A 23,163-nucleotide genomic window follows, 5' to 3' on the forward strand; every position below is an offset into this window, starting at 1 on the left:
CAACGCGCCCATTTAGCCGGAAGGAGAAATGCGAAATGAATTTTCCTCGGCAATAAAAGCATTTTCAACGCTGCCGTAAATCTTGCGTTGACCAGGCGCTAGGTGCATTCTCAATTTGTTTTTGATGTGCCACACATGGCGACCCGGGGAGGGGTTCAAAATGGGGATTAAATCAATTTCTGGCGTCACAAAAAAACTGCTCATCGCCGGACCGATGTTCGGCGCCACCATTCTCATACCTTTTGCCGGTATCGGCACCGCCACTGCGACGTCACCGGTTTCGTCCTACCCGGCCGATTCCACCTACCCGGCCGACCCGTCATGGCCTTCACCAGCGTCGTGGGGGTCCTACCCGGCGGAGCCGTCTTACCCGGGAGGGTCGTCGTACGGCGGCAGATGAATTGCCCGGCAACGGGCAATCACTTCCGGGCCAGGTAGTAGTAGTTCGACGGGTCCTGCTCGACTTCGGTGACGTCCACGTCGGTGAACCCGGCGTCGGCGAGCATCGACACCGCCAGCTGCCTGCCCCACATCGTGCCCAGCCCGGCGCCGCCCAGGCCGAGCGAGACCGACATGCAGTGCGTCAGGGACACGGCGTAGCGATAGGTACCCATCGGGGTGCCGATGTTGTCCTCCAGCCGACTCGAAGCCTTGATGTCGGCCATCACCAGCACGCCACCCGGCCGCAGCGCGCGATAGATGTTCTCCAGAACGCGGGCCGGCCGCGCCTGATCGTGAATCGCGTCGAATGCGGTGATGACGTCGTACGTCGCGGTCTGGTCCAGATCGGCCAGGTCCGCAGGCAGGAACGAGACATTGGTCAATCCGCGCTGCTCCGCCTCGGCGGCCCCGGTGGCGATCGCTTCCGGTGAGAAGTCGATACCGGTGAATCGGCTGGCCGGATAGGCCCGGGCCATCACGCCGATCGCGTATCCGCTGCCGCAACCGAAATCAGCGACGTCGATTCCGCTCTCGAGCCGTTGCGGAAGGCCGTCGACCAACGGCAGCACGGCACTGATCAGGGCCGCGTCGAACACCTCACCGCTGCGCTCTGCCATCACGGTGTGGAAACGCGGATAGTCGTCGTAGTGCAGACCGCCGCCCTCGCGGAAGCAGCCGAGGATCTTCTGCTCGACCTCGCACATCAGCGGGACGTACTGGGCCAGGCGGGCCAGATTGCCCAGGCCGGAGTCGCGCGTCAGCGCAGCGGCGCGGTGGGCGGGCAACCGGTATGTCGAGGACTCGGCGTCGTAGTCGACCACCCGGCCGGCGGCCATCCCGCCCAGCCACTCTCGGACGTAGCGTTCGTCGAGGCCGGCCGCGGCGGCGATCTCGGCGCTCGTTGCCGGCGATAGCTGCGCCATGGTGTCGAACAGTCCGGTTTGGTGGCCGATACTCAGCAGGAGGGTCAACCCTGCGCTGTCGATCGCCGAGGTGATCCGTTCGAAGAAATCCTCTGCGGTTTCGCTAATTGCCTGCTGATCGGTGCCATTTGCCATCACGCCCGCCCAGGCTACCTGCCTGCCTTGAGCACGTTTGCCGCTGCTGCATCAAGGTTGTCGGACGGGCGGCGACCCTGACAACAGCACCTGTCCGTCACCACACTCAGTCAATACGGAGGTGGGTCAGCCTTATCAGCCCCAGAAGTATGAGCTTCAATTGGCGCCCATACGGTCGATCACCAGCCGGTAAGATTTGCTGCGAGGATATTGCCAGAGGGGGGCACAATGCCTAAGCCAAACGAGCCGTTGAAAGTCGATCCCACCGAGTTGCATCTGACGGCGGACCACATAGATGGACACTCGGCTGAATTCCTCGACGGTCACCAGGCGACGCATTGGCAGGCTAGTCAGGCACGTTTGGGGTCTGGCCTTGCCGGCAGTGCGTTGCCGGCGATGCTTGCGGAGTGGGAGGCCGACGGTATCCGTTTTGGCCGCCACTTCACGAGGCACGCCGAAGGGCACCGCGAGGCAGCGACTCGATATGTAGGGACCGACACAGACAAGGCCGAGGGAATCAGCGACGCCGGCATTGATCTGTGAGCTGTGAGCATGTCATTGCCGCTAAACGAACTGAAGGACTGGCATAGCGAAATCGGTGACCTAGCGAAAGCTACACGCGAGGCCGTCGGTAACCACTCGAAGGCGGCTGAGTTCTACCGCTCACTGACCACTGCCTCAAGGTGGGAAGGCGAGGGAGGTGACGCGGCCAAGTCCGCGATGGGAGCAACCGCCCAAAACCACGAAGCCACAGCGGAGAATCTGCGCAGTGCAGCGGGGGGCATGGAGGACGCCACACAGGACGCCGAGGACATTTCGAAGAAGGTCAAGGCCATCCTCGACTATGCCGCCGAACAGCCTGCGGTCGAGATCAACGAGTCCACGAACCAGGTAATCCCTCCGGACACCAGCCATCTGACCGAGGAAGCCGCCGAGAAAGTCGCGTCGAAGGTTGCGGGCTTAGAGTCAGATATCGCGGCCGTCCTGGCAGATGCCGATTTGGTGGACGCCGACTTGGCGCGAGAGATCGCCACGGCCACAGGAACAACGCCGCCCGACGTAAATGATGGTGCTCCCAATGCCGCCGGAAGGCCCGATGACCCTGCCGCAACCGCCCAGCAGTATGACCAGTCCGGGCAGCGCGCAAAGGACCAGGCCCTCGTCGACAAAGCCAAAGCCGAGGGCAGGACCTCTTCTTCGACCAGCTTCGAGGGCCAGCCGGGCCATATGAGCCGAGAGGAGGCCGAGGCGGTGGCCCGTCTGCGCGACTATGAAACCATCTCCAACCCCACCAGCCACGCTGCTATCCATGGTGGCGAAAAGGCACGCCGCTTGGCAGCTGAACGACTCGATGACCACCGCATGTCGCAGTTCACCGGCCCCCTGGCGAAGGACACCGTTGTCGGCGGTGACGCCCGCACCCGCGCGCACGCCAGGCTCGAAATGCAACGCGCCTTCGAGAATGGCCAAGTGGCCGCGCATCCAGGGAGCATGACACCGGACGACGCAACCCGGCTAATGGACCGATTGGAAGTCGAGGGCCGCGCGCGTTTGCTGACTCAATTCACGAACGACCTGGAACATTTCGGGGTATCGCAGGACGGGGCCAAGGCTGCGGTTGAAGAGGTCAAGAACGGGAAGTCTCCCGATCAAGTCATCAAAGAAGCCACCGGAGGCCTTGCGACCCAGGCCAGCAATTTGGGCGAGGGCGCCAAAGCCCACGGTAACGCTATGCCGAGCGGCGAACACTGGGGCAAAGCCCCCGTGTGGTCACACGCCGATGTTGAAGCACTGAAAGGCTTCGGCTCGAAATTGGGCGCGGTCGGCACTGGCGCAGACGCTGTAATCACTGCAATCGATATTCTGCAGGGCGCACCTCTAGGCACAGAAGCCGCAGAATTCGGCGGGCGAACCGCCGGAACGATGCTCGGCGGGTGGGCAGCCGGCGCGGCTTGGGGAACACTCGTCGGACCCGAGGGCACACTCGTCGTTGGGTTCCTTGGCGCGCTTGCGGGCGGTATCGGAGGAGAAAAAGCTGTGGACTGGATGATGGGTAAATAATCGCGTGTCAAATGTATGTATTGCAATCCTTATCACCGCCGTAGCGGTAGCGCTGATCCAACAGTTCTTCGACCACAGTCGCAGTTCTCAGCGCCGTATTTACTGGGGTAGCACCTGCTTAGGAGCTATCGCCGCGCTCCTCGCTCCCTACCCTGACTGGAAAAAAGGAGTCGGGGTTGCCTTGTTTCTCTTTGCCGCGATGGCGGCAGCTGCGTACGGCTACACCCCCTATATCAAGATCCGCGGCAAGATCTACGCACTCAATGCGGTCGACAGCCAGCCCGATCCAGAAGACAAACCCACCGAAACTGCCTTAGACACAAATGATCACGGCGGGACCGATCCGACACCCGACTCTTACAGCGGCCTTCTAACAGCGCGAAAGATGTGGTGGGCACTCACAGCGCTCATGCTCATCGCCGCAATCAACGTCCGGATCTTCATCGAAAGTGGAGGCAAAGACTGGGCGGCGAGCGCAGCAGTGGTGGTGTTGATGATTTTCTTCGCGGTCGTCCTTGGACTCGGTGACGCCAGTTGGGGTTATGGAATCGCCCGTGGTCAAAAAATACAGTTCGCAATCGTAACAATCATTACAGCTGGCACATTTGCAATCATTTACCTCGCCGCGTATTGGATCGGTAAGCGTAAACCAGTGCGGCGTAAGCAATCCATGGAGTACCGAGCGCACCCTCGGCACCAGCGAGGACCGGCGGACTGACCAACGCGTCACCCCCTTCCGCGCCAAACTTGACACGTGTAAAGTTCGCCGCCATGGACAACATCAGGGGCAAGACCATCGCGATCACCGGCGCCGCGCGCGGCATCGGTTACGCCACCGCCAAGGCCCTGCTGGCCAAGGGCGCCCGCGTCGTCATCGGCGACCGTGACATCGCGCTCCAGGAGTCGGCCGTCGTCGAGCTGACCAAGCTCGGCCCGGTGTCGGGCTACCCGCTCGACGTCACCGACCGCGAATCGTTCGCGACGTTCCTGGACAAGGCCCGCACCGACGGCGGCGGGCACATCGACGTGCTGATCAACAACGCCGGCGTCATGCCGATCGGCGCATTCCTGGAACAGTCCGAACAGTCGATCCGGTCCTCCCTGGAGGTCAACGTCTACGGCGTACTCACCGGCTGCCAGTTGGCACTGCCGGAGATGGTGAAGCGCCGCAGCGGCCACGTCATCAACATCGCGTCACTGTCCGGCCTGATCCCGCTGCCCGGCCAGGTGGTCTACGTCGGCGCCAAATACGCCGTCGTCGGACTGACCACCGCGCTCGCCGATGAGATGGCCCCGCACGGGGTCGACGTGTCGGTGGTCATGCCGCCGTTCACCAACACCGACCTGATCTCGGGCACCAAGTCCAGCGGGGCGCTCAAGCCCGTCGAGCCCGAGGACATCGCCGCCGCCATCGTCAAGACACTCAACAAGCCCAAGACGCACGTGTCGGTGCCGCCGCCGCTGCGCTTCACCGCCCAAGCCGCCCAGATGCTGCCGCCCAAGGGCCGTCGCTGGATGAACAGGAAGCTGGGCCTGGACAGCGTGTTCCTGCAGTTCGACGCGGCCAAGCGCAAGAGCTACGAGGACCGGGCCCAGTCGGCCCAGGGTGTCATCGAGAGCTAGTCGACTGCGAACGTCGGCAGCTCGGCGCCGTGGCGGTAGCCCTCGATCACGTCGAGGGCACCGCCGAGCAATTCCTCATGAGTGAACTCGTAGCGCTCGACGCTGCCGACGAACACCACCCGCACGATCTCGCCGTCCTCGGCCGCATCCAGCCACAGTGAGGTCACCGGGACTCCGTCCGACACCGGAGCGCCGGACGGCTCGTAGAACCACACCGCGTAGTCGTCATTGGATTCGTCTTCGTCAAACGTCCAGCCGCGCGCGGTGATTCGCTCGTCGAACTCGGCCAGATCGGCGACGACCGCATCCGGGATGTCGGCCAGCTGATCGACTGCTTCCTGAGATATCCGATGCGTGTCACGGGTGGCCTGCCGCTTGCGGCGGCGGGCCTTCTTGGCGGCACTCTCCTTGGACACGCCCCACCCCCGACTAACTCAGCGCCTGGTCCAGGTCGGTGATCAGATCCTCGGTTCCCTCGAGGCCGATCGAGATGCGCACGACGCCGTCACCCAGTCCGATCGCGGCGCGTCCCTCCGGACCCATGGCCCGATGCGTCGTGGTGGCCGGATGGGTGATCAGCGTCTTCGCATCGCCCAGGTTGTTGGAGATGTCGATGAGGCGCAGCTTGTCGAGCACCTCGAACGCGCGCGCCTTTCCATCGGCGGCGTCCAGCTCGAAGGTGATGACCGTGCCGCCGCCACTCATCTGGCGCTGGGCCAACTCGTACTGCGGATGCGACTTCAGGAACGGGTATTTCACCCAGCTCACCGAAGAGTGGCCTTCCAGGAACTCGGCGATCTTCTGCGCCGAGCGATTCGCATAGTCCACCCGGACATTAAGCGTCTCAAGGCCTTTCAGCAGCGTCCAGGCATTGAACGCGCTGATCGCCGGGCCGGTGTGGCGCATGAGCTTCTGCACCGGGCCGTCGATGTACTCCTTGTCGCCCAGGATCGCCCCGCCGAGCACGCGACCCTGCCCGTCGATGTGCTTGGTGCCCGAATACACCACCACATCCGCACCCAGCGGCATACCCTGCTGCAGCAGCGGCGTGGCAAAGACGTTGTCCAGCACTACCTTTGCACCGGCGGCGTGGGCCAGCTCGGACACCGCGGCGATATCCACCAGGGACTGCATCGGGTTGGACGGCGTCTCGAAGAACACCGCCGTCGTCGGCACGGACAGTGCCTCTTCCCACTGCGCCAGGTCGTCGCCGTCGACGAACACCGTCTCCACACCCCAGCGCGGCAGGATCTCGCTACACACCACGAAACACGAGCCGAACAGGCTGCGGGCGGCCACCAGGCGGTCACCGGCCCCCAGCAGCGCAGCCAGCGAGGTGAACACCGCCGCCATGCCGGTGGCGGTGGCGAAACAGGCCGGCGCACCCTCGATGAGGCGCAGCCGCTCCTCGAACATCGAGATGGTCGGGTTGCCGTAGCGGGAGTAGACGAAGCGGTCGATCTCGCCGGTGAACGCCTTCTCCGCGGCCGACGCCGACTCGTAGACGTACCCCGAGGTCAGGTACATCGCCTCGGCGGTTTCCTCGAACTCCGAGCGCAGGATGCCGCCGCGCACACCGATGGTGGCCTGGCTGACGCCCTCGGGCAGGGCAGCCGGGATCCGGACAGATGGGATGTCGGTCATGTTCTTCTCGACTCTGCGGCTCAACTTTGTTTCCAAGGCAAACCGACGGCCTTCCAGCCGGTCGCGCCCCGGTGACGGTTCTCGTCGAGGTTGCCCTCGAATCCGTCGAGGATGTTGTAGGACGGCGTGATGCCGACCGCAGTGGCGGCCTCGGCAGCGCCGATCGAACGGTTGCCGGAGCGACACAGGAAGACCACCGGACGCTCACCCGGCGTCACACCGGATGTCTGAAGATCGTCGACGAACGCATCGTTATGACTGCCGTCGGTCCGGTTCCACTCCACGTAGATCACGTCACGCCCGAGGCTGGTCAGATCCGGCGCGCCGACGAAGCGCCATTCGGCTTCGGTACGACAGTCCACCAGCACGGCCTCGGGATTCTCGCTCAGAAGCTTCCAGGTCTCCTCAGGCGTGATGTCCCCTGCATAGCTCACGGGCGTGAGTCTCCCATACCCGAACAGACGCGCCATTGGCCGTCCTCGAGCACAAAGGCCGTCTCGGTGTTCACCTTGGTGTCCGGTGCGTTGTCGAAGTGGTACACCACCGTCGCGGTGGCCTGATCACCCTCGACCTGCACAGCGGTGACGTCATCGACGTACCTGGCGCCCTGCTTGCCCACCGAATCACGCTGCCGGGCAATAAAATCTGCCTCGGTTCCGCGTTGCGCGGTGCAAGTGAAATCGGAGAATTCGCCGAAGTTTTCCCGCTGCAGCGCGTCGTTCTGGCCGACCGCCGCAAGGCTGACCTTCTGCTCCTCGCTCCGCCCGTCGTTGCCGAAGACGTTGAGCAGAATGACAATGATCACCACGACGACAATGACGGCCAGCGCGCCCAGGAAGGGCGCCATCGTGGGCCGATCCGCTGCGTCGTCAGCCTCGCCGGTTTCGTCAGTCATCCCGGCCTACCACAGCTTGCGCAGCGCAGAGCCGACCCGGCGGGCACGGTCACGGGCGATGATCACGTCGGGCGCGGTCGCGAGGGCGACCCCCAGGCGCCGCGGGGCCTCCGATTCACCCGGACGACCGAACAACCGCACATCGCTTTCCGACGTGGCCAACGCTTCGGACAACACCGCGCTGATGTCGGCCGACGGCTCGCCGGCATCGGCCCCGCCGTAGCTGACCTCGGCGGCCGCCGGGGAGATCATGATGGTGTCCACCGCCAGGCCCAGAATCGCCCTGGCGTGCAGCTCGAACTCCGACAACCGCTGCGACCGCAGCGTCACCAGCCCGCTGTCGTGCGGCCGGATCCGGACGTCGGAGAAATACACGTCGTCGCCCTGGACCAGCAGCTCGACCCCGAATACCCCGCGTCCGCCCAATGCGTTGACGATCCGCGCCGAGATCGACTTCGCGGCGTCCAGCGCAGCGGGCGACAGTGGCTGAGGCTGCCACGCCTCCAGCACGTCCGTACCGACCTGGCGGTGCCCGATCGGCTCGCAGAACTGCACGCCCGGACCCGACGGCCCAGCCGTCCGCACCGTCAACATCGTGATCTCGTATTCGACCTCGACCACCGACTCGGCCAGCACCCGGTTCTGGGCGATGTGGCCGGCGGTGGTCGCCCGCTGCCAGGCCGGTTCGACGTCGTCGGATCGCAGCAGCACCGACTCACCGTCGCGCTGCGCACCCATCACCGGCTTGACCACCAACGGGAAGCCGGCATGCTCGGCCACCGCGGTCAGCTCCTCGACCGACCCGGCGAACCAGAACGGCACCGTGGGCAGGCCCAACTCGTCCGACGCGAGCCGGCGCAGGCCTTCGCGGTCCTGACTGAGCCGGATGGCGCGCGGCGTCGGCAGAACCTCGATGCCGCCCCGCTCGGCCACCGCCACCAGGGCGTCGGCGGCGATGACGCCGGACTCGGCCACCACGTAACGCGGCTTCTCCCGCTCGATCAGCGCGGCGAGTTCCTCGGCGTCGTTCATCTTGATCACCGCCGAGCGGTCCGCGACGCCGTGCGCGGGTGCGTAGTACCGGTCCGCGGCCACCACGACACCGCCCAGCCGCTGGAATGCCAACGCAAGCTCCCGGCTCAGCTCACCCGAACCCAGCAGCAACACCGTCGCCGCGGGGTCGGTGGGCCTGTCGGTGCCCTGTTCATCGGTCTGCGCGTCCTCAATCGATTCACTCATCGCACACACCAGCCTGCCAGATCGTCACCCGACCCGATGGTCGATATAGCACCAACGCCAACTCTCACCAGGTTCGGCCGAACGCATCACCGGATGACCGCTTTGCTGAAAGTGCCTGGTGGCATGCTGATGCGGGCTCGAGTCACAGCAACCGACGTGACCACACGTCAGGCACATCCGTAGATGCGCCCAGTTGCTCTCGCCGTCTTCCTCACATTCCTGGCATCGTCCGGGGGTCACCGGAATCGGCTCGGCGACCTCGGTGTTCAGATGCTCACAGGTGCGAGGCGCCGGATTCTGCTCACGCCGACGTGATCTCCTCAACATGTTGATCAAGGATAGGCACGGCACACGAAGGAGGAACGACAACGTGGGTCCCTCACTCCTGGCGGCCCTGGTCGCCGCAATTCTGCTGGCCGCCGTGGCCCGCCGGTTCGACGTCTCGGCGCCGTTGGCGCTGGTGGTGGCCGGTCTGGCCGCCAGCGCGCTGCCCGGCTTCGACGATGTCCATCTGGATCCCGAGCTGGTGCTCTTCGTGATCCTGCCGCCGCTGTTGTGGTCGGCGGGCCTGGAGAGCAGCTACGTGGCCCTTCGCCGCAACATCCGCCCGATCGGGTTGCTGGCGGTCGGGTTGCCGCTGGCCACCACGTTCGCCGTCGGCATCGTCGCGTTCCACACCGTGCCCGAACTCACCGTTGCCGCGGCCCTGACCCTGGGCGCGATCGTGGCCCCACCCGACGCCGTGTCGGCCACCGCCGTCGGCCGCAGGCTCGGACTGCCCCGACGCACCATGACGCTGCTGGGTGGGGAGAGCCTGCTGAACGACGCCACCGCGCTGACCGCCTACAAGGTGGCACTGGGGGCTGCCATCGGCACCGCCGCCAGCTGGGGCAGCGGGCTGGGCACGTTCGCCCTGGCCGCGGTCGGTGGTGTGGTGGTGGGCTGGGTGGTCGGCCTGGTGGTGCACTTCATCCGCACCCGGCTCGACGACCCGCTGATCGAAAGTGCGATCGGCCTGGTCGCGCCGTTCTTCATCTACCTGCTGGCCGAGGAGGTCCACGGCTCGGGCGTGATCGCCGTGGTGGTGGCGGCGCTGCTGCTGGGCCAGCGCGCCACGCAGGCCGGCTACGCCACGCGACTGCAGGACAATGCGGTGTGGAAGGCCGTGCAGCTGATCCTGGAATCGTTCGCCTTCCTGCTGATCGGGCTGCAACTGCCCAAGGTGATCGGCGAGCTGGCCGGAATCTCGGCCGCCACCCTGGCGATCTCTTCGGCGGCCGTGCTCACCACCGTGATCGGGGTGCGGATGGTGTGGGTCTATGTCTCGATGTATCTGCCCCGATTGCTGTCCAAGCGGATCCGCGACCACGAACCCGAACCGTCCCGGGCGCAGGTGTTCATCGTCGCGTGGGCGGGTATGCGTGGGGTCGTGTCGTTGGCCGCCGCGTTCGCCGTACCCGCCACCACCCTGGCCGGCGATCCCTTCCCCGGCCGCCCGCAGTTGGTGTTCCTCACCTTTGTGGTCGTGGTCGGCACGCTGTTGCTGCACGGTTTGACGCTGCCCTGGTTCATCCGGGTGCTCGGGGCGCAGGGCGACGAGGCCCACAGTGACGCCGTCGCCACGGCTGCGGCGCAGGACAAAGCGGCCCGGGCCGCCGCCGAGCGGCTCGACACCCTGATGTCCGAACAGTCAGCCACCGATGTGCCCGAACGCGCCGGCGACGTACTGCGGGCGTGGAACACCCGCCGCCGCAACGCCGCCTGGGAGCGTTTGGGCCGCGACGACGCCGACATCGGTGAGAGCCCGACCTCGGCGTTCCGCCGGCTACGCCTGGAAATGCTTGCCGCCGAACGGGACACGTTCATCGCCGAGCGTGATGCGGGACATATCGACGACGAGGTTCTGCGTACTGTGCTGCATGGGCTCGACTTGGAAGAGGCGACACTGAATCGTGATTAAGCGTCTGGCATGGCTCGCGGTATTGGTCGTGATCGTCTCCGGCGCGCTGCTGGGCCTGCTCAGCGGCAGCGACGCCGCGTCGCAGTCACCGGTCGCCGTTCCATCCGATGCCGAGTCGGCGCGGGCCGACGCACTGCGGGCCGATTTTCCCGGCGGAGACCAAATTCCGGCGATCCTGGTGGTGACCCGCACCGACGGCGGTGAACTCACCATGGACGACATCGACGCCACCGCCGACGCCCGGAACCGAATGACCGATGCGTCCGGCCCGCCTGTGGTGGTCGCCGACGACAGTAAGGCCGCCGTAGCCACCGTGCCGCTGAAGGCCGACCTGTCCGGCTTCGCGCTGAACGACGCCGTCAAGGATCTGCGCACCACCGCCACCAACGGCCTGCCGGGCGACCTGCGGGCACAGGTCACCGGCGGCCCCGCGTTCGGTGCCGACATCGCCAATTCGTTTGCCGGAGCGAACATCACGCTGCTCGCGGTGACGGCGGCGGTGGTGGCTCTGCTGCTCATCATCACCTACCGCTCGCCGGTGCTGTGGCTGGTGCCTCTGCTGGTCATCGCCTTCGCCGACCGCGTCGGCGCCGTCGTCGGCACCGCAGTGGCCTCCGGACTCGGGCTGAGCCCGGACGGTTCCACCTCGGGCATCACCAGCGTGCTGGTGTTCGGCGCAGGCACCAACTATGCGCTGCTGTTGATTTCGCGGTATCGCGAGGAACTGGGGCGTTACGAGCAGCATCGCGAAGCCCTGGTGACAGCAGTGCGCGCCGCCGCCCCAGCGATCGTGGCCAGCAACGCCACCGTGGTGCTGGCCCTGCTGACCCTGCTGTTCGCCTCCGCACCCAGCAACCGGAGCCTCGGCGTGCAGGCCGCATCGGGTCTGGTCGTTGCCGCGATCTTCGTGCTGATCGTGTTGCCGCCGCTGCTCGCGTTGTGCGGCAAGCGACTGTTCTGGCCGTTCATTCCCCAGGTCGGCGCAACGCCGCTGACCGAAAGCGGTGTCTGGCACCGGATTGCCGACTCGGTGGCCCGCAAACCCACCCGTGTCGCAGTAGCCTCGCTGGCCGGCCTGGCCCTGCTGAGCACCGCCCTGCTGGCCACGCCGATCGGGCTGACCCAGACCGAGCAGTTCCGGGTGCAGGCCGAATCGGTGACCGGCTACCAGACCCTGGCCGCGCACTTCCCGAGCGGCCTGACCGACCCCACCCGCGTCATCGCCTCCACCGCCGAGGCCGACGCCGTGCGACGCGCCATCACCGACACCCCCGGCGTCGTCTCCGCCACGCCCGTCGGCCAGTCTCCGACCGGACTGAGCCAATGGTCGGTGATACTCAAGGCCGAACCCGCCTCCGACGAGGCCTTCGAAACCATTGACGCCCTACGCAATTCGGTGCACACCGCCGATCCCGCCGCGCTCGTGGGCGGGTCCGATGCCCAGGCCAGGGATACCGCCGCGGCAGCCCAGCGTGACCGGCTCGTGGTGATCCCGGCGATCCTGGCGGTGGTGCTGGCAGTGCTCTACCTGCTGTTGAGATCGGCCTTCGCACCGCTGGTCCTGGTCGGAGTCACCGTGCTCAGCGCGTTGGCCGCGCTCGGGCTGGGCGGCTGGGCCAGTGTCCACGTGTTCGGCTTTCCGGCCCTGGACAACAGCACCCCGCTGTTCGCGTTCCTGTTCCTGGTGGCCCTCGGCGTGGACTACACGATCTTCCTGGTGACCCGGGCCCGCGAGGAGACACCCGAGTACGGAACCCGCCTGGGCATCGTGCGGGCCGTGTCGGCCACCGGAGCGGTGATCACCAGTGCCGGTGTGGTGCTGGCAGCGGTGTTCTGCGTGTTGGGCGTATTGCCGCTGATCGTGTTGACCCAACTGGGCATCATCGTCGGGCTCGGCATCCTGCTGGACACCTTCGTGGTCCGCACCGTGATCATCCCGGCCCTGTTCACGTTGATCGGGCCCCGCATCTGGTGGCCCGGATTGCACGCTTCGCGCTAACTTGGCAGGTGTGCAGGAGCTGCGACTACCGACGAAACTCGGCCGTCTCCGCGTCCAGGTCCGCGGCGACGGCGATGCCATCTTGTTCTGGCCGAGCCTGCTGATGACCGGCGACATGTGGGCCGGGCAGGCGCAGGAGTTCGATCCCGATCACCGGGTCATCCTCGTCGACCCACCCGGCCACGGCGGTAGCGAAAAGCTGACCGCCCCATTCAGTTTCACCGACTGCGCCGATACCGTCGCCGACATCCTCGACGGCGTCGGCGTCGAGCGCACGCACTTCGTCGGCAACTCGTGGGGCGGAATGATCGGTGGGACGTTCGCGGCGTTACATCCGGATCGTATCGGCCGTGCCGTGTTGATGAACTGCACGGCGTCGGCGGCCGGTCCGCGGCAGAAGCTCGAATACGGCTTGCTGTTGCAGATGGCCAGACTGCTCGGCGGGATCCGCGGCCCACTCACCCGATCGGTGCTCTCGGCGTTCCTGGGCCCGACCACGTTTCGCACGCGTCCCGAGGTGGTCGCCTTCGTGCGGGATGCGGCACACCGCGTCGACGTTGATTCCGCCGCATGGGCAGTGAAGAGCGTGGTGCCGCGCCGTCCGGACCAGCGGGCGTTGCTCTCCCGTGTGAAGGCGGCGGTGCTCGTGGTCGCCGGAGCCGAAGATGCGACCTTCCCGTTGCGGGAGACCATCGCGATGGCCGACGCCATTCCGGGGGCCGACGTGACGGTGCTCGACGGCGTCGCGCACCTGGCCGCGCTGGAGAATCCCCGCCTCGTCAACACGTTGATCAGGGATTTCCTGGCACGCGGGTAGCGTCGTGGCATGACTGGGCCGACAACGCTGCCGCCATTGCACATGCGGCGCAATGCCTTCGACCCGACGCCCGACCTGCGCGAGATCCGTGAGACCGACGGGGTACGCAAGGTCATCAGTGCGCTCGGCAATCCCGTTTACCTGATCACCCGCCACGAGGACGTCAAGGCGGTACTCGGTGATCACGAACGGTTCTCCAACAGCAGACCACCCGGTTTCACCCTGCCCGGAGCGCCCGAGATGTCCGAGGAGGAGCTCGCGAGCGCCCGGGCCGGGAACCTGCTGGGGCTCGACCCGCCCGAACACCAGCGGCTGCGCCGCATGCTCACCGCAGAGTTCACCATCCGCCGGATGAAACGTCTGGAACCGCGGATCGCCGAGATCGTCGACTCCCGGCTCGATGCGATGGCAGCGGCCGGCCCGCCCTCGGATCTGGTGGCCAACTTTGCGCTTCCCATCCCCTCCCTGGTGATCTGCGAACTGCTCGGCGTGCCCTACGAGGATCGCGACGACTTCCAGCAACGCTCGGCCCACCAGCTCGACCTGTCGCTGCCCATCGCGGAACGTCTTGCGCTGCAACAGCAGAGCCGTGACTACATGCGCGGCCTGGTCAAGCGGGCCCGCCAGGATCCGGGCGAGGACATCCTCGGCATGCTCGTGCGAGACCACGGCGGCGAACTGTCCGACGACGAACTCGTCGGTATCGCCGGACTTCTGCTGCTCGCCGGGCATGAAACCACGTCGAACATGCTGGGCCTCGGCATCCTGGCATTGTTGCGCCACCCCGACCAGTTGGCCGCAGTCCGCGACGATCCGGATGCCGTCGGCCCCGCCCTCGAGGAACTGCTGCGCTGGTTGTCCATCGTGCAGAACGCCATCCCCCGCTTCACCACCACCGAGGTCGACGTTGCCGGCGTACGGATTCCCGCGGGCGAGTTGGTCTTTGCCTCACTACCTGCGGGCAATCGGGACCCCGACTTCATCGACACCCCCGACACGCTCGACATCACCCGCGGCGCGCCCGGCCACCTGGCCTTCGGCCACGGTGTGCACCACTGCCTCGGCGCCCCGCTGGCCCGGATGGAGATGCGGATCGCCTTCCCGGCCCTCCTGCAACGGTTCCCGGACCTCGCGCTGGCCGAACCGTTCGAGGACGTCGCCTACCGGTCTTTCCACTTCATCTACGGGCTGAAATCGTTGGCGGTAACGTGGTGAGCGCCATGAAAGTAGAAGCTGATCAGGACGCCTGCATCGCATCGGGCAACTGCGTGATGGTCTCCGACGTCCTCTTCGATCAGGACGACGACGGAGTCGTGGAAGTCCTCGTCGACGAGGTGCCGGACGATGAGATCGCGCATGCCCGCGAGGCCGTCAAGCTGTGCCCCGCATCAGCATTGAAGCTCACCATCTAGAAGGGTGGGGGTGGTCCGTATTGTTCGGCGAGCCAGGCTTGGTAGTCGCGTTCGTATGCGAGGTCGTTGTTGAGTTCGGCGCGTAGGCGTCGTTCTTCGGCGATGCGTTCTTGATGGTCTTGTTCGCGGGTTCGTGTGCGTTTGGGCATCATTGCGCCCCGGTTGGGGTGCGGGGCTTGGGGTTCGGGCAGGTTCAGTTCCCCGGCGGGTTGGGCCAGGGTCGGGAACATCCCCGCGCCGTGGGGTTCGGTGGTGTAGGTGTGCCCGGTCGGTGATCTGAATTCGACTGTGCCGTCGGGGAATTGACGGTCGGTCCAGCCGGGGCAGAACGTTTTGACCAAATGGTGTGCCCGGCAGAATAGTTTGGTGTTCGACGGATGTGTCGGGCCTGCCGGCCAGGGTGCTGTGTGGTCGATGTCGCAGCGTTCGACCGGGGCGTCACAGCCCGGGAACCGGCAGGTCAGGTCCCGCCATCGGATGAACTCTGAGAGCGCCACCGACGGGCGGTACCCCGGCTCAGCGGTATCGGGTTCGGCGGGTTGGGCGGGCATCGCCACCGGCTTGAGTGTGGCGTTGGAGGCCAGGTCGCGCACCGATTCGGCGGGCAGGATTCCGTACCCGGGTAGATACCCCGGCGCATCGGAGGTGCCGTCGAGGGTGGCCTGCTCGGCCAGCACATGGACCATTGCAGCGTTGGCCGCGGCCCGTTTCTGGGTGGCCGGGCAATCGTCGCGACCGCACCGACACGGCAGCTGTGATTCCAGCCGGGCCAACGGTCCCACCGCATCGGCACGACGCTGCTCATGGGTGCGGGGATCGTGTTCACACACTGTGTTGGCCACGGCGTCCAGGCGTTGATTGAGCGCGGCCCCGTCTTCGGCATGCACGTTGGCCCACAGCGAAGTCATGCCCGGGCTGCTCGGTTCGACCTGAACGAACCGCTCATCGTTCACATCCGGGGGAACCCGCACCCCGTTGGGATCCAGTTTGGCGATCCACTGATCCACCCGATCCCGCAACTGCCGTTCAGACAGCCGCATCCACCGATACGCCCGCCCGGCCAGTTCCGCATCCAGTCCGGCCCACACCCCGGCGTCCACGATGCCGGTGCGGGCGATGATCACACACACCACCCGATAGTCGATATCCCCGACCGCGAACCGGGCCGCCACCATCGGCAGTTTGTCCCGCAACACCCGGGCGCGATGGATCTGGGTGCCGGCCCGACCCCGACTGATCCGCATCGCCGCCGAAATCTCGGCGGCCACCGCCTCGAACGGATCGGTGGTCCAAAAGATCGACTCGGCCAACTCGCGTTCCCGCAGAGAATCCAACGCCCCGATCGCCGAAAGCCGCCCCGCGATCGCCACCGACTCCGCCCGCGCCCCAGCACTGACCGCGTCGATCAGCGCCACATCGGAATCAGACGACTCGAACATACGTTCGAGTATGCCATGCTGGGCCGACACGGGTGCCGGTTCGATCAGATGGATCGCGGGCACCATCGGCGGCGGAGGTCACCTCGAGTCAGCCCACCTCCGCTATCCCGGATGGTGCCGCTCGTGCTCGCCCGGCATCTCGATCACTCCGGCCCGGATCAGGATCAGGAGGCTGACCACCAGGACCCAGATCGGGAATGCCAGCACGATCCACATGCTCACATCGCCTGCGACCAACAGAGCCGCCGCGACAACGTACGTGGTTAAAACCAGCGGGCGCGGCATCAGCCCCGTCTTCAACCAGATCGTGGCCAGCGAGATCATGAACACCGCGGCCATGCGGACCCCGTAGGTCTTGCTGAGCGCCATCAACAACATCTGGCCGAACGCGGCAACCTCGGAATGCACGGCGGGGTCGACCATCCCGGCCTTGCTGGCAATCAAGGCGGCACCGACCGCCGAGGACACGAACATCATGGCCAGGAACAGGATCCCGCTACCGAGGAACACCGACGCGAAAAACCTGTCCTCGTAACGCCCGAAGCCGTCGCGCACCACGCCGATGAACCACAGGAACGCGATACCCGCGAACGGCATCAGGACAGACGCGACCCGCAGTCGGGTACTCGCCCCGTCGATCCACTGCGAACCCGGCTCGGCACCTTCGGGCAGCGCGGTGCGGATCAGGATCAGCGAGGCCCCGAACAGCAGCGCGAACAACACTCCCGCGATCGCCGCGGCGCGCGGCGTCGACAAACGATGCAACGGTCGTTGATCCACCGCGTCATCGTGACACGGATCAGGGCTGGCCCGGCAGCAATCTGAGCATCAGGCCGTTGGCCTCGGCGAGCAGATTCTCGTCGGGGTCACGAAGTTCGGCGTTCACAAATGCCTTGCGCCCCTCCGACTCACGCACCCAACCGCGGGCGGTCAGCACCGTGTCGATCGGCGTCACCTTGCGGTAGTCCACATGCAGGAAAGCCGTCCGGCTGATCGGCCGGCCCGCCGCGTGGATCACCATGCCGAACACCGAGTCGAACAGCAGCGGCAGCACACCGCCGTGCACCGCGTAGTTGCCGCCGACGTGGAATCGGCTGAACTCGACCTTCAATTCGACGCCCTCGGGCTCGAACTTCGACATCGTGAACGGCGGCATCAGCAGACTGCCCACACCAGGCAGGGACGGGACCCGGTTGGCCGGCCCGACACCCTCGTCGGCCTCGTACGGACCGAGCAGCTTGACGAGCTCTTCAACCCGATCAGCCGCGTCGTTCCAGGTGTCGCTGTCCGGGTTGGCCGACACGGCCAGGTCCTGTGCCCGGCGCATCGCGGTCAGAAAGCGCGCGAAACCCGGTCCGGGATCAGCCGGTTCGAAAACCGGGAATCCGCCGTGCTGTTCGAAAACCGATGGACGCTCGTCGGTCACTTGGGCGCCAGAATGTCACGCCGCACGATCGTCTGATCACGACCCGGACCGACGCCGATGCACGAAACATGTGCGCCGGCAAGCTCTTCCAGGCGCAGCACGTAGTCCTGGGCCTTCGCCGGCAGATCGGAGAACTCGCGGGCGGTGGAGATGTCCTCCCACCAACCGGGCAGCTCCTCATAGATCGGCTCGGCGCGGTGAATTTCGGACTGCGTCATGGGCATCTCGTTGGTGCGCTTGCCGTCGACCTTGTAACCGACACACACCGGCACGGTCTCCAGGCTGGACAGCACGTCGAGCTTGGTCAGGAAGTAGTCGGTGATGCCGTTGACCCGGGTGGCGTACCGCGCGATCACGGCATCGAACCAGCCGCAGCGCCGGGCTCGGCCGGTGGTCACCCCGACCTCGCCGCCGGTCTTGGCCAGGTACGCACCGTGCTCGTCGAACAGCTCGGTCGGGAACGGACCCGACCCGACGCGGGTGGTGTACGCCTTGAGGATTCCCAGCACCGTGGTGATCTGAGTCGGCCCGATCCCGGAACCGACCGAGGCGCCGCCGGCGGTCGGGTTCGACGAGGTGACGAACGGGTAGGTGCCGTGGTCGACGTCGAGCAGGGTGCCCTGCGAGCCCTCCAACAGCACGGTCTCGCCATTTTCCAGCGCCTGGTTGAGCAGCAGCCGGGCGTCGGCGATGCGGTGTTTGAAACCCTCGGCCTGGGTGAGCAGGTTCTCCAGGACCTCTGCCTGCTCGAGCGCCTTGCGGTTGTAGATCTTGACCAGCACCTGGTTCTTGAATTCCAGTGCCGCCTCGATCTTTTCGGCCAGCAGCTGCTCGTCGAGCACGTCGGCGACCCGGATACCGATGCGGGCGATCTTGTCCTGGTAACAGGGTCCGATGCCGCGACCGGTGGTGCCGATCTTCTTGCTCCCCGCGTAGCGCTCGACCACCTTGTCGATGGCGACGTGATACGGCATCAGCAGATGCGCGTCAGCCGAGATCAACAGGCCCGAGGTGTCGACGCCGCGATCGTCGAGGCCCTGGAGCTCGGTGAGCAGCACACCAGGGTCGACCACCACGCCGTTACCGATGACGTTGGTGACCCCTGGCGTCAAGATGCCCGAGGGGATCAGATGCAGTGCGAAGTTCTCCCCGGTCGGCAGAACGACGGTATGCCCGGCGTTATTACCCCCCTGGTACCGAACGACCCACTGCACGCGACCACCGAGCAGGTCGGTGGCTTTACCTTTGCCCTCGTCGCCCCATTGGGCGCCGATGAGGACGATTGCCGGCATGGCGTAGTCTCCCGCCTAATCTTCCGCATTAATGTGATGCAGCCGGTAGGCCACCTTATCCCAGCTCACGCCAGGAACACATTTGCCCGACCACAAGGAGCAGTCTTGACCACCTCAGGCGGGGTTGCGGTGATCGGCACAGCGCGTGTCGCGCGCCCGCTCCGCGACCTGCCGAGGGTCGATGTGGATGGGCTCGGGGCGCACCGCAGAGTGGTCGTGACCGGCGGCGACGCCGAACTTTCCGCCGTACTCACCGCATTGCTGCGCGCCGATCGGCTCGATGTCGAGGTCGCCCCCGCGGCCGGCAGCTGGTCGGCCCGCCGCGCCTTGAGTGCCCCGGCCCGGCGTGTCCCGCTGATCCGCGACGAAACGGGAACCGTCCTGGTCGGCGCGGCGCAATGGCATGGAGCCGACGGTGCACCGCTGCAGGGCGAAGCCATCGTCGACGACTGCGTGCTGTTCGATGGCGAGGCGCCCGGTGTCCGCGTCGAACCCACGCCGGACATGCCCGGGCTGCGCGCGAGCGTGCTCTCGGCTCGCGGCCGGGCACGGCACTGGGTCGTCGGCCGCGCCGCGCAGCTGGGCACCCCGGGCGCCCAGGTGATCCGCGACGGTGTGCCCGCATCTCGGACGGTGCGGCGCTCGACGTACTACCGGCACACCGAAGGCTGGCTGAGGGTCGGCTGAACTGGGCCGCGGCCGGTAGCGTCGAACCGTGAACATCCGCCCGCTGCATCAGTCGGTACGGCCCAGCCCGGTCTTTCTGGCCGTCGTCGCGGTCACCGTGGCCGGCGGGGTGCTGGCGTGGCTCGCCGCCGACAACGTGAAGCCGATGTCCTACGTCGCTGTGTTCATCCTGGTGATCGCCGGCTGGTTGGTGTCGCTGTGCCTGCACGAGTTCGGCCACGCCTACACCGCGTGGCGTTTCGGTGACCATGATGTCGCGGCGCGCGGCTATCTGACGCTGAACCCGCTCAAGTACTCCCATCCCCTACTGTCACTCGGTTTGCCGGTGCTGTTCATCGCGCTCGGCGGCATCGGCCTGCCCGGCGGGGCCGTCTATGTCCGCACCTCGTGGATGACGGCGCGTCAGAAGACACTGGTCAGCCTGGCCGGCCCGGCGGCCAACCTGGTGCTGGGGGTGCTGCTGCTGGGCATCACCCGGGTCTTTTTCGACCCGGCCCACGGCGTGTTCTGGTCCGGGCTGGCCTTCCTGGGGTTCCTTCAGGTCACCGCCGTAGTGCTGAACCTGCTGCCGATTCCCGGGCTGGACGGGTACGGCGCACTGGAACCGCATCTGAGCCCCGCCACCCAGCGGGCGGTGGAGCCGGCCAAGCAGTGGGGTTTCTTCATCCTGTTGATCCTCTTGATCACGCCCACGCTCAACCGGTGGTTCTTCTCGGTGGTCTTCTGGTTCGTCGACCTCTCCGGCGTGCCGAGCCAGCTGGTGTTGATCGGCAGCCAGTTGACCCGGTTCTGGTCAGCCTGGCTCTGACGCGTCGGCGTCGTTGACCACACCCACCCACCCGCACACCCGTCGTCACGCTGGAGTGACGCTCGACGGCGACAGCCACTCTGGCGTGACAAAGGCGTGACAAAGGCGGGCCAGAGGAGCGGCCCACTTGCCACATATGCACACTTTCGCATACATTGCGGGCATGGGTGCAGGCCACAATCACAGTCACAGCAGCGACACACGCGTCAGCAGGATGCTCATCGCCGCGGCGATCCTGTCCGCGTTCTTCGTCCTTGAGCTGGTCACCGCGCTGGCGATCAACTCGATCGCACTGCTTGCCGACGCCGGCCACATGCTCACCGACCTGGTCGCCATGTTCATGGGCCTGACCGCGGTACTGCTGGCCAAGCGCGGCAGCACCTCCCCGGCCCGCACCTACGGCTGGCACCGGGCCGAGGTCTTCACCGCGGTCGCCAACGCGGCCCTGCTGCTGGGCGTGGCGGGCTTCATCCTGTACGAAGCCATCGAACGACTCGGCAATGCACCCGACGTGCCCGGCGTGCCGATGATCGTGGTGGCCCTGGCCGGCCTGGCCGCCAACGGCGTCGTCGTCTTGATGCTGCGGTCGCACTCCAAGGACAGCCTGGCCGTCAAGGGTGCCTACATGGAGGTCATGGCCGACACCGTCGGCAGCATCGGCGTGCTGGTCGCCGGCATCGTCACCGTCACCACCAGCTGGCCCTACGCCGACGTGGTGGTCGCGGTCCTGGTAGCCCTGTGGGTCCTCCCGCGGGCCATCGCCCTGGCGCGGGCAGCACTGCGGATCCTGAGCGAATCCTCCCCGCAGCACATCGACGTCGAGGAGCTGCGTACCGCGCTCGGGGCGGTCGACGGCGTGACGGGTGTGCACGATCTGCACGTGTGGACGCTGGTCCCCGGGAAGGACATGGTCACCGCGCACCTGACCAGCAGTTCCGACACCGCCCGCGTGCTCGACGACGCGCGCGCGGTACTCAACGCCCGGGGCCTGGCCCACGCCACCGTGCAGGTGGAGCCGCCCGATTCAGCCGAAGACTGCTCCTGCGACGCGAAGGACTAGGCCAGGCCGAGTTCGGCCCGGGCCGACGGATCGCAGTCGTCGAGCAGGTCGACGCACCGCTGGAACTCATCGGTCTCACCGATGTCGTCGGCGGCACGGGCCAGCGCGGCCACACACCGCAGGAATCCCTGGTTCGGCTCATGGGCGAACGGCACCGGGCCGAAACCCTTCCAGCCGTTACGCCGCAACTGATCCAGCCCGCGGTGATAACCGGTGCGGGCATACGCATATGCGGTGACGGCCTTGTCGTCGGCGAGCGCCTTCTCGGCCAGCACGGCCCACGCGATCGACGCCGACGGGTGGGCCGCAGCCACCACGGCCGGCTTCTCACCCGCAGCCAATTCGTCCTCGGCCTCAGGGTCTCCGGGAAGGAGGACCGGCTCCGGTCCCAACAAATCACCCATCCGTGTCATGGGCCTATTGTGCACCGACCGATAAGCTCCACCGGTACCGACGTACAGACCGGTAGCGACGTACAGGAGGACCGCAGCAGGTATGTCGAACCCAATGGGACCTGACGAGAACCGCACCGACCACAGCGACGCACCGACCGAGAAAGTCGAGCTGCCTTCGAAGGCCGAGCTGTCCGCCTTGTCCGAGCCCGCCACCGAGATCATCGGCTCAGCCGATGAGGTCACCGAGGCGGTGGCACTCAGCGAAGAACGACGCTTCACCGCACCGTCCGGGTTCGACGGGTCCACCCAGAAGATCGACACCCCGCCCGACCCGGAGACCGAGGTGTTCGCACCGCCCACCGAGGGCGACACCGTCACCGAGGAAGTGCCGAAAGGCGCTGCCCCACAGGTCATCGCGCCGCGCGAGGAATCGGCTCAGGCACCCACGCCGGCCGCCCGCCGCAGCTGGGGCTGGGTGGTGGCGGTCGTACTGGTGATCGCGGCCCTGGTGGCGATCGCAGTGCTCGGCACCGTCCTACTGACCCGCGAATCGACCTCGTCGGCCTCCCGGGAAGACGACGTCCGCACGACGATCCAGGGCTTCGACGCAGCCATCCAGCGTGGCGACCTGGCCGCCCTGCGATCGATGACCTGCGGCACCACCCGCGACAACTACGTCAAGTACGACCAGAAGGCCTGGGACGAAACCCACGCCCGGGTGGAGAGCGCCAAGCAGTACCCCGTGGTGGCCAGCATCGACCAGGTGGTCGTCACCGGCGATCACGCCGAGGCAAACGTCACCAGCTTCATGGCGTTCGCCCCGCAAACCCGGTCCACCCGTAGCTTCGACCTTCAGTTCCGCGACAGTCAGTGGAAGATCTGCCAGGCGCCTACCGGCTAATCTGAC

At 66.3% G+C, this 23,163-nt stretch carries 25 protein-coding genes; 12 read left to right on the forward strand and 13 right to left on the reverse strand.

Annotated elements, in window-relative coordinates:
* Positions 1 to 12: 12 nt before the first annotated feature.
* A complete protein-coding gene (locus JOF57_RS21890) occupies positions 13 to 264 on the reverse strand; it encodes a hypothetical protein (protein WP_209919941.1) in 252 nt (83 codons plus the stop codon).
* A 155-nt stretch (positions 265 to 419) separates the two neighbouring features.
* On the reverse strand, positions 420 to 1,499 hold the full coding sequence (locus JOF57_RS21895; protein WP_209923598.1) for a class I SAM-dependent methyltransferase: 1,080 nt from the start codon (positions 1,497 to 1,499) through the stop codon (positions 420 to 422).
* Between the two features lie 552 nt (positions 1,500 to 2,051).
* Here JOF57_RS21895 and JOF57_RS21900 point away from each other — a divergent pair.
* From JOF57_RS21900 to JOF57_RS21910, 3 genes are all read left to right on the forward strand, one after another.
* The gene (locus JOF57_RS21900; RefSeq protein WP_209919942.1) at positions 2,052 to 3,560 is read left to right on the forward strand and encodes an Rv0964c family protein; all 1,509 of its coding nucleotides are present in this window, start codon (positions 2,052 to 2,054) and stop codon (positions 3,558 to 3,560) included.
* 181 nt (positions 3,561 to 3,741) lie between these two features.
* Positions 3,742 to 4,278: a hypothetical protein gene (locus tag JOF57_RS21905; RefSeq protein WP_234938210.1), complete on the forward strand. Its 537-nt coding sequence runs from the start codon at positions 3,742 to 3,744 to the stop codon at positions 4,276 to 4,278.
* Positions 4,279 to 4,331: 53 nt separating this feature from the next.
* Complete coding sequence (locus JOF57_RS21910; RefSeq protein WP_209919943.1) at positions 4,332 to 5,183, forward strand: SDR family oxidoreductase; 852 nt, start codon at positions 4,332 to 4,334, stop codon at positions 5,181 to 5,183.
* Here the strand turns inward: JOF57_RS21910 and JOF57_RS21915 are convergent.
* Genes JOF57_RS21915 through JOF57_RS21940 form a run of 6 tightly spaced genes read right to left on the reverse strand, consistent with a single transcriptional unit; the run spans position 5,180 to position 9,288 of the window.
* Positions 5,180 to 5,599 (reverse strand): hypothetical protein, encoded by a 420-nt coding sequence (locus JOF57_RS21915; RefSeq protein ID WP_209919944.1) that lies wholly within the window; start codon positions 5,597 to 5,599, stop codon positions 5,180 to 5,182. The genes JOF57_RS21910 and JOF57_RS21915 overlap by 4 nt on opposite strands.
* A 13-nt stretch (positions 5,600 to 5,612) precedes the next feature.
* Entirely contained in the window at positions 5,613 to 6,827 is a 1,215-nt protein-coding gene (locus JOF57_RS21920) for an O-succinylhomoserine sulfhydrylase (RefSeq protein ID WP_209919947.1), read from the reverse strand.
* 20 nt (positions 6,828 to 6,847) lie between these two features.
* On the reverse strand, positions 6,848 to 7,261 hold the full coding sequence (locus JOF57_RS21925) for a rhodanese-like domain-containing protein (protein ID WP_209919949.1): 414 nt from the start codon (positions 7,259 to 7,261) through the stop codon (positions 6,848 to 6,850).
* Positions 7,258 to 7,722 (reverse strand): Rv0361 family membrane protein, encoded by a 465-nt coding sequence (locus tag JOF57_RS21930; protein ID WP_209919951.1) that lies wholly within the window; start codon positions 7,720 to 7,722, stop codon positions 7,258 to 7,260. Before JOF57_RS21930 ends, JOF57_RS21925 begins: the two co-directional genes overlap by 4 nt.
* Before the next feature lie 6 nt (positions 7,723 to 7,728).
* Positions 7,729 to 8,961, reverse strand: coding sequence for a formate-dependent phosphoribosylglycinamide formyltransferase (purT, locus tag JOF57_RS21935; protein ID WP_209919953.1), 1,233 nt, complete (start codon positions 8,959 to 8,961; stop codon positions 7,729 to 7,731).
* Positions 8,962 to 8,985: 24 nt separating this feature from the next.
* On the reverse strand, positions 8,986 to 9,288 hold the full coding sequence (locus JOF57_RS21940; RefSeq protein ID WP_209919956.1) for a UBP-type zinc finger domain-containing protein: 303 nt from the start codon (positions 9,286 to 9,288) through the stop codon (positions 8,986 to 8,988).
* 43 nt (positions 9,289 to 9,331) lie between these two features.
* Here JOF57_RS21940 and JOF57_RS21945 point away from each other — a divergent pair, with 43 nt between their 5' ends.
* Genes JOF57_RS21945 through JOF57_RS21965 form a run of 5 tightly spaced genes read left to right on the forward strand, consistent with a single transcriptional unit; the run spans position 9,332 to position 15,149 of the window.
* Positions 9,332 to 10,921, forward strand: coding sequence for a Na+/H+ antiporter (locus JOF57_RS21945; protein ID WP_209919960.1), 1,590 nt, complete (start codon positions 9,332 to 9,334; stop codon positions 10,919 to 10,921).
* Positions 10,914 to 12,920, forward strand: coding sequence for an MMPL family transporter (locus JOF57_RS21950; protein ID WP_209919962.1), 2,007 nt, complete (start codon positions 10,914 to 10,916; stop codon positions 12,918 to 12,920). The genes JOF57_RS21945 and JOF57_RS21950 overlap by 8 nt, the downstream gene beginning before the upstream one ends.
* Positions 12,921 to 12,930: 10 nt before the next feature.
* Positions 12,931 to 13,737: an alpha/beta fold hydrolase gene (locus JOF57_RS21955; protein WP_209919969.1), complete on the forward strand. Its 807-nt coding sequence runs from the start codon at positions 12,931 to 12,933 to the stop codon at positions 13,735 to 13,737.
* A 9-nt stretch (positions 13,738 to 13,746) separates the two neighbouring features.
* Positions 13,747 to 14,952, forward strand: a complete 1,206-nt coding sequence (locus JOF57_RS21960) for a cytochrome P450 (RefSeq protein ID WP_209919971.1) — start codon at positions 13,747 to 13,749, stop codon at positions 14,950 to 14,952.
* A 5-nt stretch (positions 14,953 to 14,957) separates the two neighbouring features.
* Positions 14,958 to 15,149, forward strand: coding sequence for a ferredoxin (locus JOF57_RS21965; RefSeq protein WP_209919973.1), 192 nt, complete (start codon positions 14,958 to 14,960; stop codon positions 15,147 to 15,149).
* Here the strand turns inward: JOF57_RS21965 and JOF57_RS21970 are convergent.
* From JOF57_RS21970 to JOF57_RS21985, 4 genes are all read right to left on the reverse strand, one after another.
* Positions 15,146 to 16,588, reverse strand: a complete 1,443-nt coding sequence (locus tag JOF57_RS21970; protein ID WP_209919975.1) for an HNH endonuclease signature motif containing protein — start codon at positions 16,586 to 16,588, stop codon at positions 15,146 to 15,148. The two genes, JOF57_RS21965 and JOF57_RS21970, sit on opposite strands and share 4 nt — an antisense overlap.
* Positions 16,589 to 16,690: 102 nt before the next feature.
* The gene (locus JOF57_RS21975; protein ID WP_407666592.1) at positions 16,691 to 17,368 is read right to left on the reverse strand and encodes a hypothetical protein; all 678 of its coding nucleotides are present in this window, start codon (positions 17,366 to 17,368) and stop codon (positions 16,691 to 16,693) included.
* A gap of 19 nt (positions 17,369 to 17,387) precedes the next feature.
* Positions 17,388 to 18,014 (reverse strand): PaaI family thioesterase, encoded by a 627-nt coding sequence (locus JOF57_RS21980; RefSeq protein WP_209919977.1) that lies wholly within the window; start codon positions 18,012 to 18,014, stop codon positions 17,388 to 17,390.
* Entirely contained in the window at positions 18,011 to 19,306 is a 1,296-nt protein-coding gene (locus tag JOF57_RS21985; RefSeq protein ID WP_209919980.1) for an adenylosuccinate synthase, read from the reverse strand. The genes JOF57_RS21980 and JOF57_RS21985 overlap by 4 nt, the downstream gene beginning before the upstream one ends.
* A gap of 105 nt (positions 19,307 to 19,411) precedes the next feature.
* On the opposite strand from JOF57_RS21985, the gene JOF57_RS21990 reads away from it, so the two are divergent.
* From JOF57_RS21990 to JOF57_RS22000, 3 genes are all read left to right on the forward strand, one after another.
* Complete coding sequence (locus tag JOF57_RS21990) at positions 19,412 to 19,993, forward strand: hypothetical protein (protein WP_234938212.1); 582 nt, start codon at positions 19,412 to 19,414, stop codon at positions 19,991 to 19,993.
* Between the two features lie 28 nt (positions 19,994 to 20,021).
* The gene (locus JOF57_RS21995) at positions 20,022 to 20,801 is read left to right on the forward strand and encodes a site-2 protease family protein (RefSeq protein ID WP_209919981.1); all 780 of its coding nucleotides are present in this window, start codon (positions 20,022 to 20,024) and stop codon (positions 20,799 to 20,801) included.
* 163 nt (positions 20,802 to 20,964) lie between these two features.
* Entirely contained in the window at positions 20,965 to 21,861 is an 897-nt protein-coding gene (locus JOF57_RS22000; protein ID WP_209919984.1) for a cation diffusion facilitator family transporter, read from the forward strand.
* Here the strand turns inward: JOF57_RS22000 and JOF57_RS22005 are convergent.
* A complete protein-coding gene (locus JOF57_RS22005; protein WP_209919986.1) occupies positions 21,858 to 22,274 on the reverse strand; it encodes a DUF3151 domain-containing protein in 417 nt (138 codons plus the stop codon). The two genes, JOF57_RS22000 and JOF57_RS22005, sit on opposite strands and share 4 nt — an antisense overlap.
* 82 nt (positions 22,275 to 22,356) lie before the next feature.
* Here JOF57_RS22005 and JOF57_RS22010 point away from each other — a divergent pair, with 82 nt between their 5' ends.
* Positions 22,357 to 23,157: an Rv0361 family membrane protein gene (locus JOF57_RS22010; protein ID WP_209919988.1), complete on the forward strand. Its 801-nt coding sequence runs from the start codon at positions 22,357 to 22,359 to the stop codon at positions 23,155 to 23,157.
* The last annotated feature ends 6 nt before the right edge of the window (positions 23,158 to 23,163 follow it).

Origin of the sequence: Mycolicibacterium lutetiense (genome assembly GCF_017876775.1) — a bacterium.
Taxonomy (GTDB): Bacteria; Actinomycetota; Actinomycetes; order Mycobacteriales; family Mycobacteriaceae; genus Mycobacterium; species Mycobacterium lutetiense.

Bases quoted from the DNA above. Each gene is read 5' to 3' on its own strand.
- JOF57_RS21895 (WP_209923598.1), bottom strand. From the start codon at position 1,499: ATGGCAAATGGCACCGATCAGCAGGCAATTAGCGAAACCGCAGAGGAT.
- JOF57_RS21900 (WP_209919942.1), top strand. From the start codon at position 2,052: ATGTCATTGCCGCTAAACGAACTGAAGGACTGGCATAGCGAAATCGGT.
- JOF57_RS21910 (WP_209919943.1), top strand. From the start codon at position 4,332: ATGGACAACATCAGGGGCAAGACCATCGCGATCACCGGCGCCGCGCGC.
- JOF57_RS21920 (WP_209919947.1), bottom strand. From the start codon at position 6,827: ATGACCGACATCCCATCTGTCCGGATCCCGGCTGCCCTGCCCGAGGGC.
- JOF57_RS21930 (WP_209919951.1), bottom strand. From the start codon at position 7,722: ATGACTGACGAAACCGGCGAGGCTGACGACGCAGCGGATCGGCCCACG.
- purT (WP_209919953.1), bottom strand. From the start codon at position 8,961: ATGAGTGAATCGATTGAGGACGCGCAGACCGATGAACAGGGCACCGAC.
- JOF57_RS21940 (WP_209919956.1), bottom strand. From the start codon at position 9,288: ATGTTGAGGAGATCACGTCGGCGTGAGCAGAATCCGGCGCCTCGCACC.
- JOF57_RS21960 (WP_209919971.1), top strand. From the start codon at position 13,747: ATGACTGGGCCGACAACGCTGCCGCCATTGCACATGCGGCGCAATGCC.
- JOF57_RS21965 (WP_209919973.1), top strand. From the start codon at position 14,958: ATGAAAGTAGAAGCTGATCAGGACGCCTGCATCGCATCGGGCAACTGC.
- JOF57_RS21970 (WP_209919975.1), bottom strand. From the start codon at position 16,588: ATGTTCGAGTCGTCTGATTCCGATGTGGCGCTGATCGACGCGGTCAGT.
- JOF57_RS21985 (WP_209919980.1), bottom strand. From the start codon at position 19,306: ATGCCGGCAATCGTCCTCATCGGCGCCCAATGGGGCGACGAGGGCAAA.
- JOF57_RS22000 (WP_209919984.1), top strand. From the start codon at position 20,965: ATGGGTGCAGGCCACAATCACAGTCACAGCAGCGACACACGCGTCAGC.
- JOF57_RS22005 (WP_209919986.1), bottom strand. From the start codon at position 22,274: ATGACACGGATGGGTGATTTGTTGGGACCGGAGCCGGTCCTCCTTCCC.
- JOF57_RS22010 (WP_209919988.1), top strand. From the start codon at position 22,357: ATGTCGAACCCAATGGGACCTGACGAGAACCGCACCGACCACAGCGAC.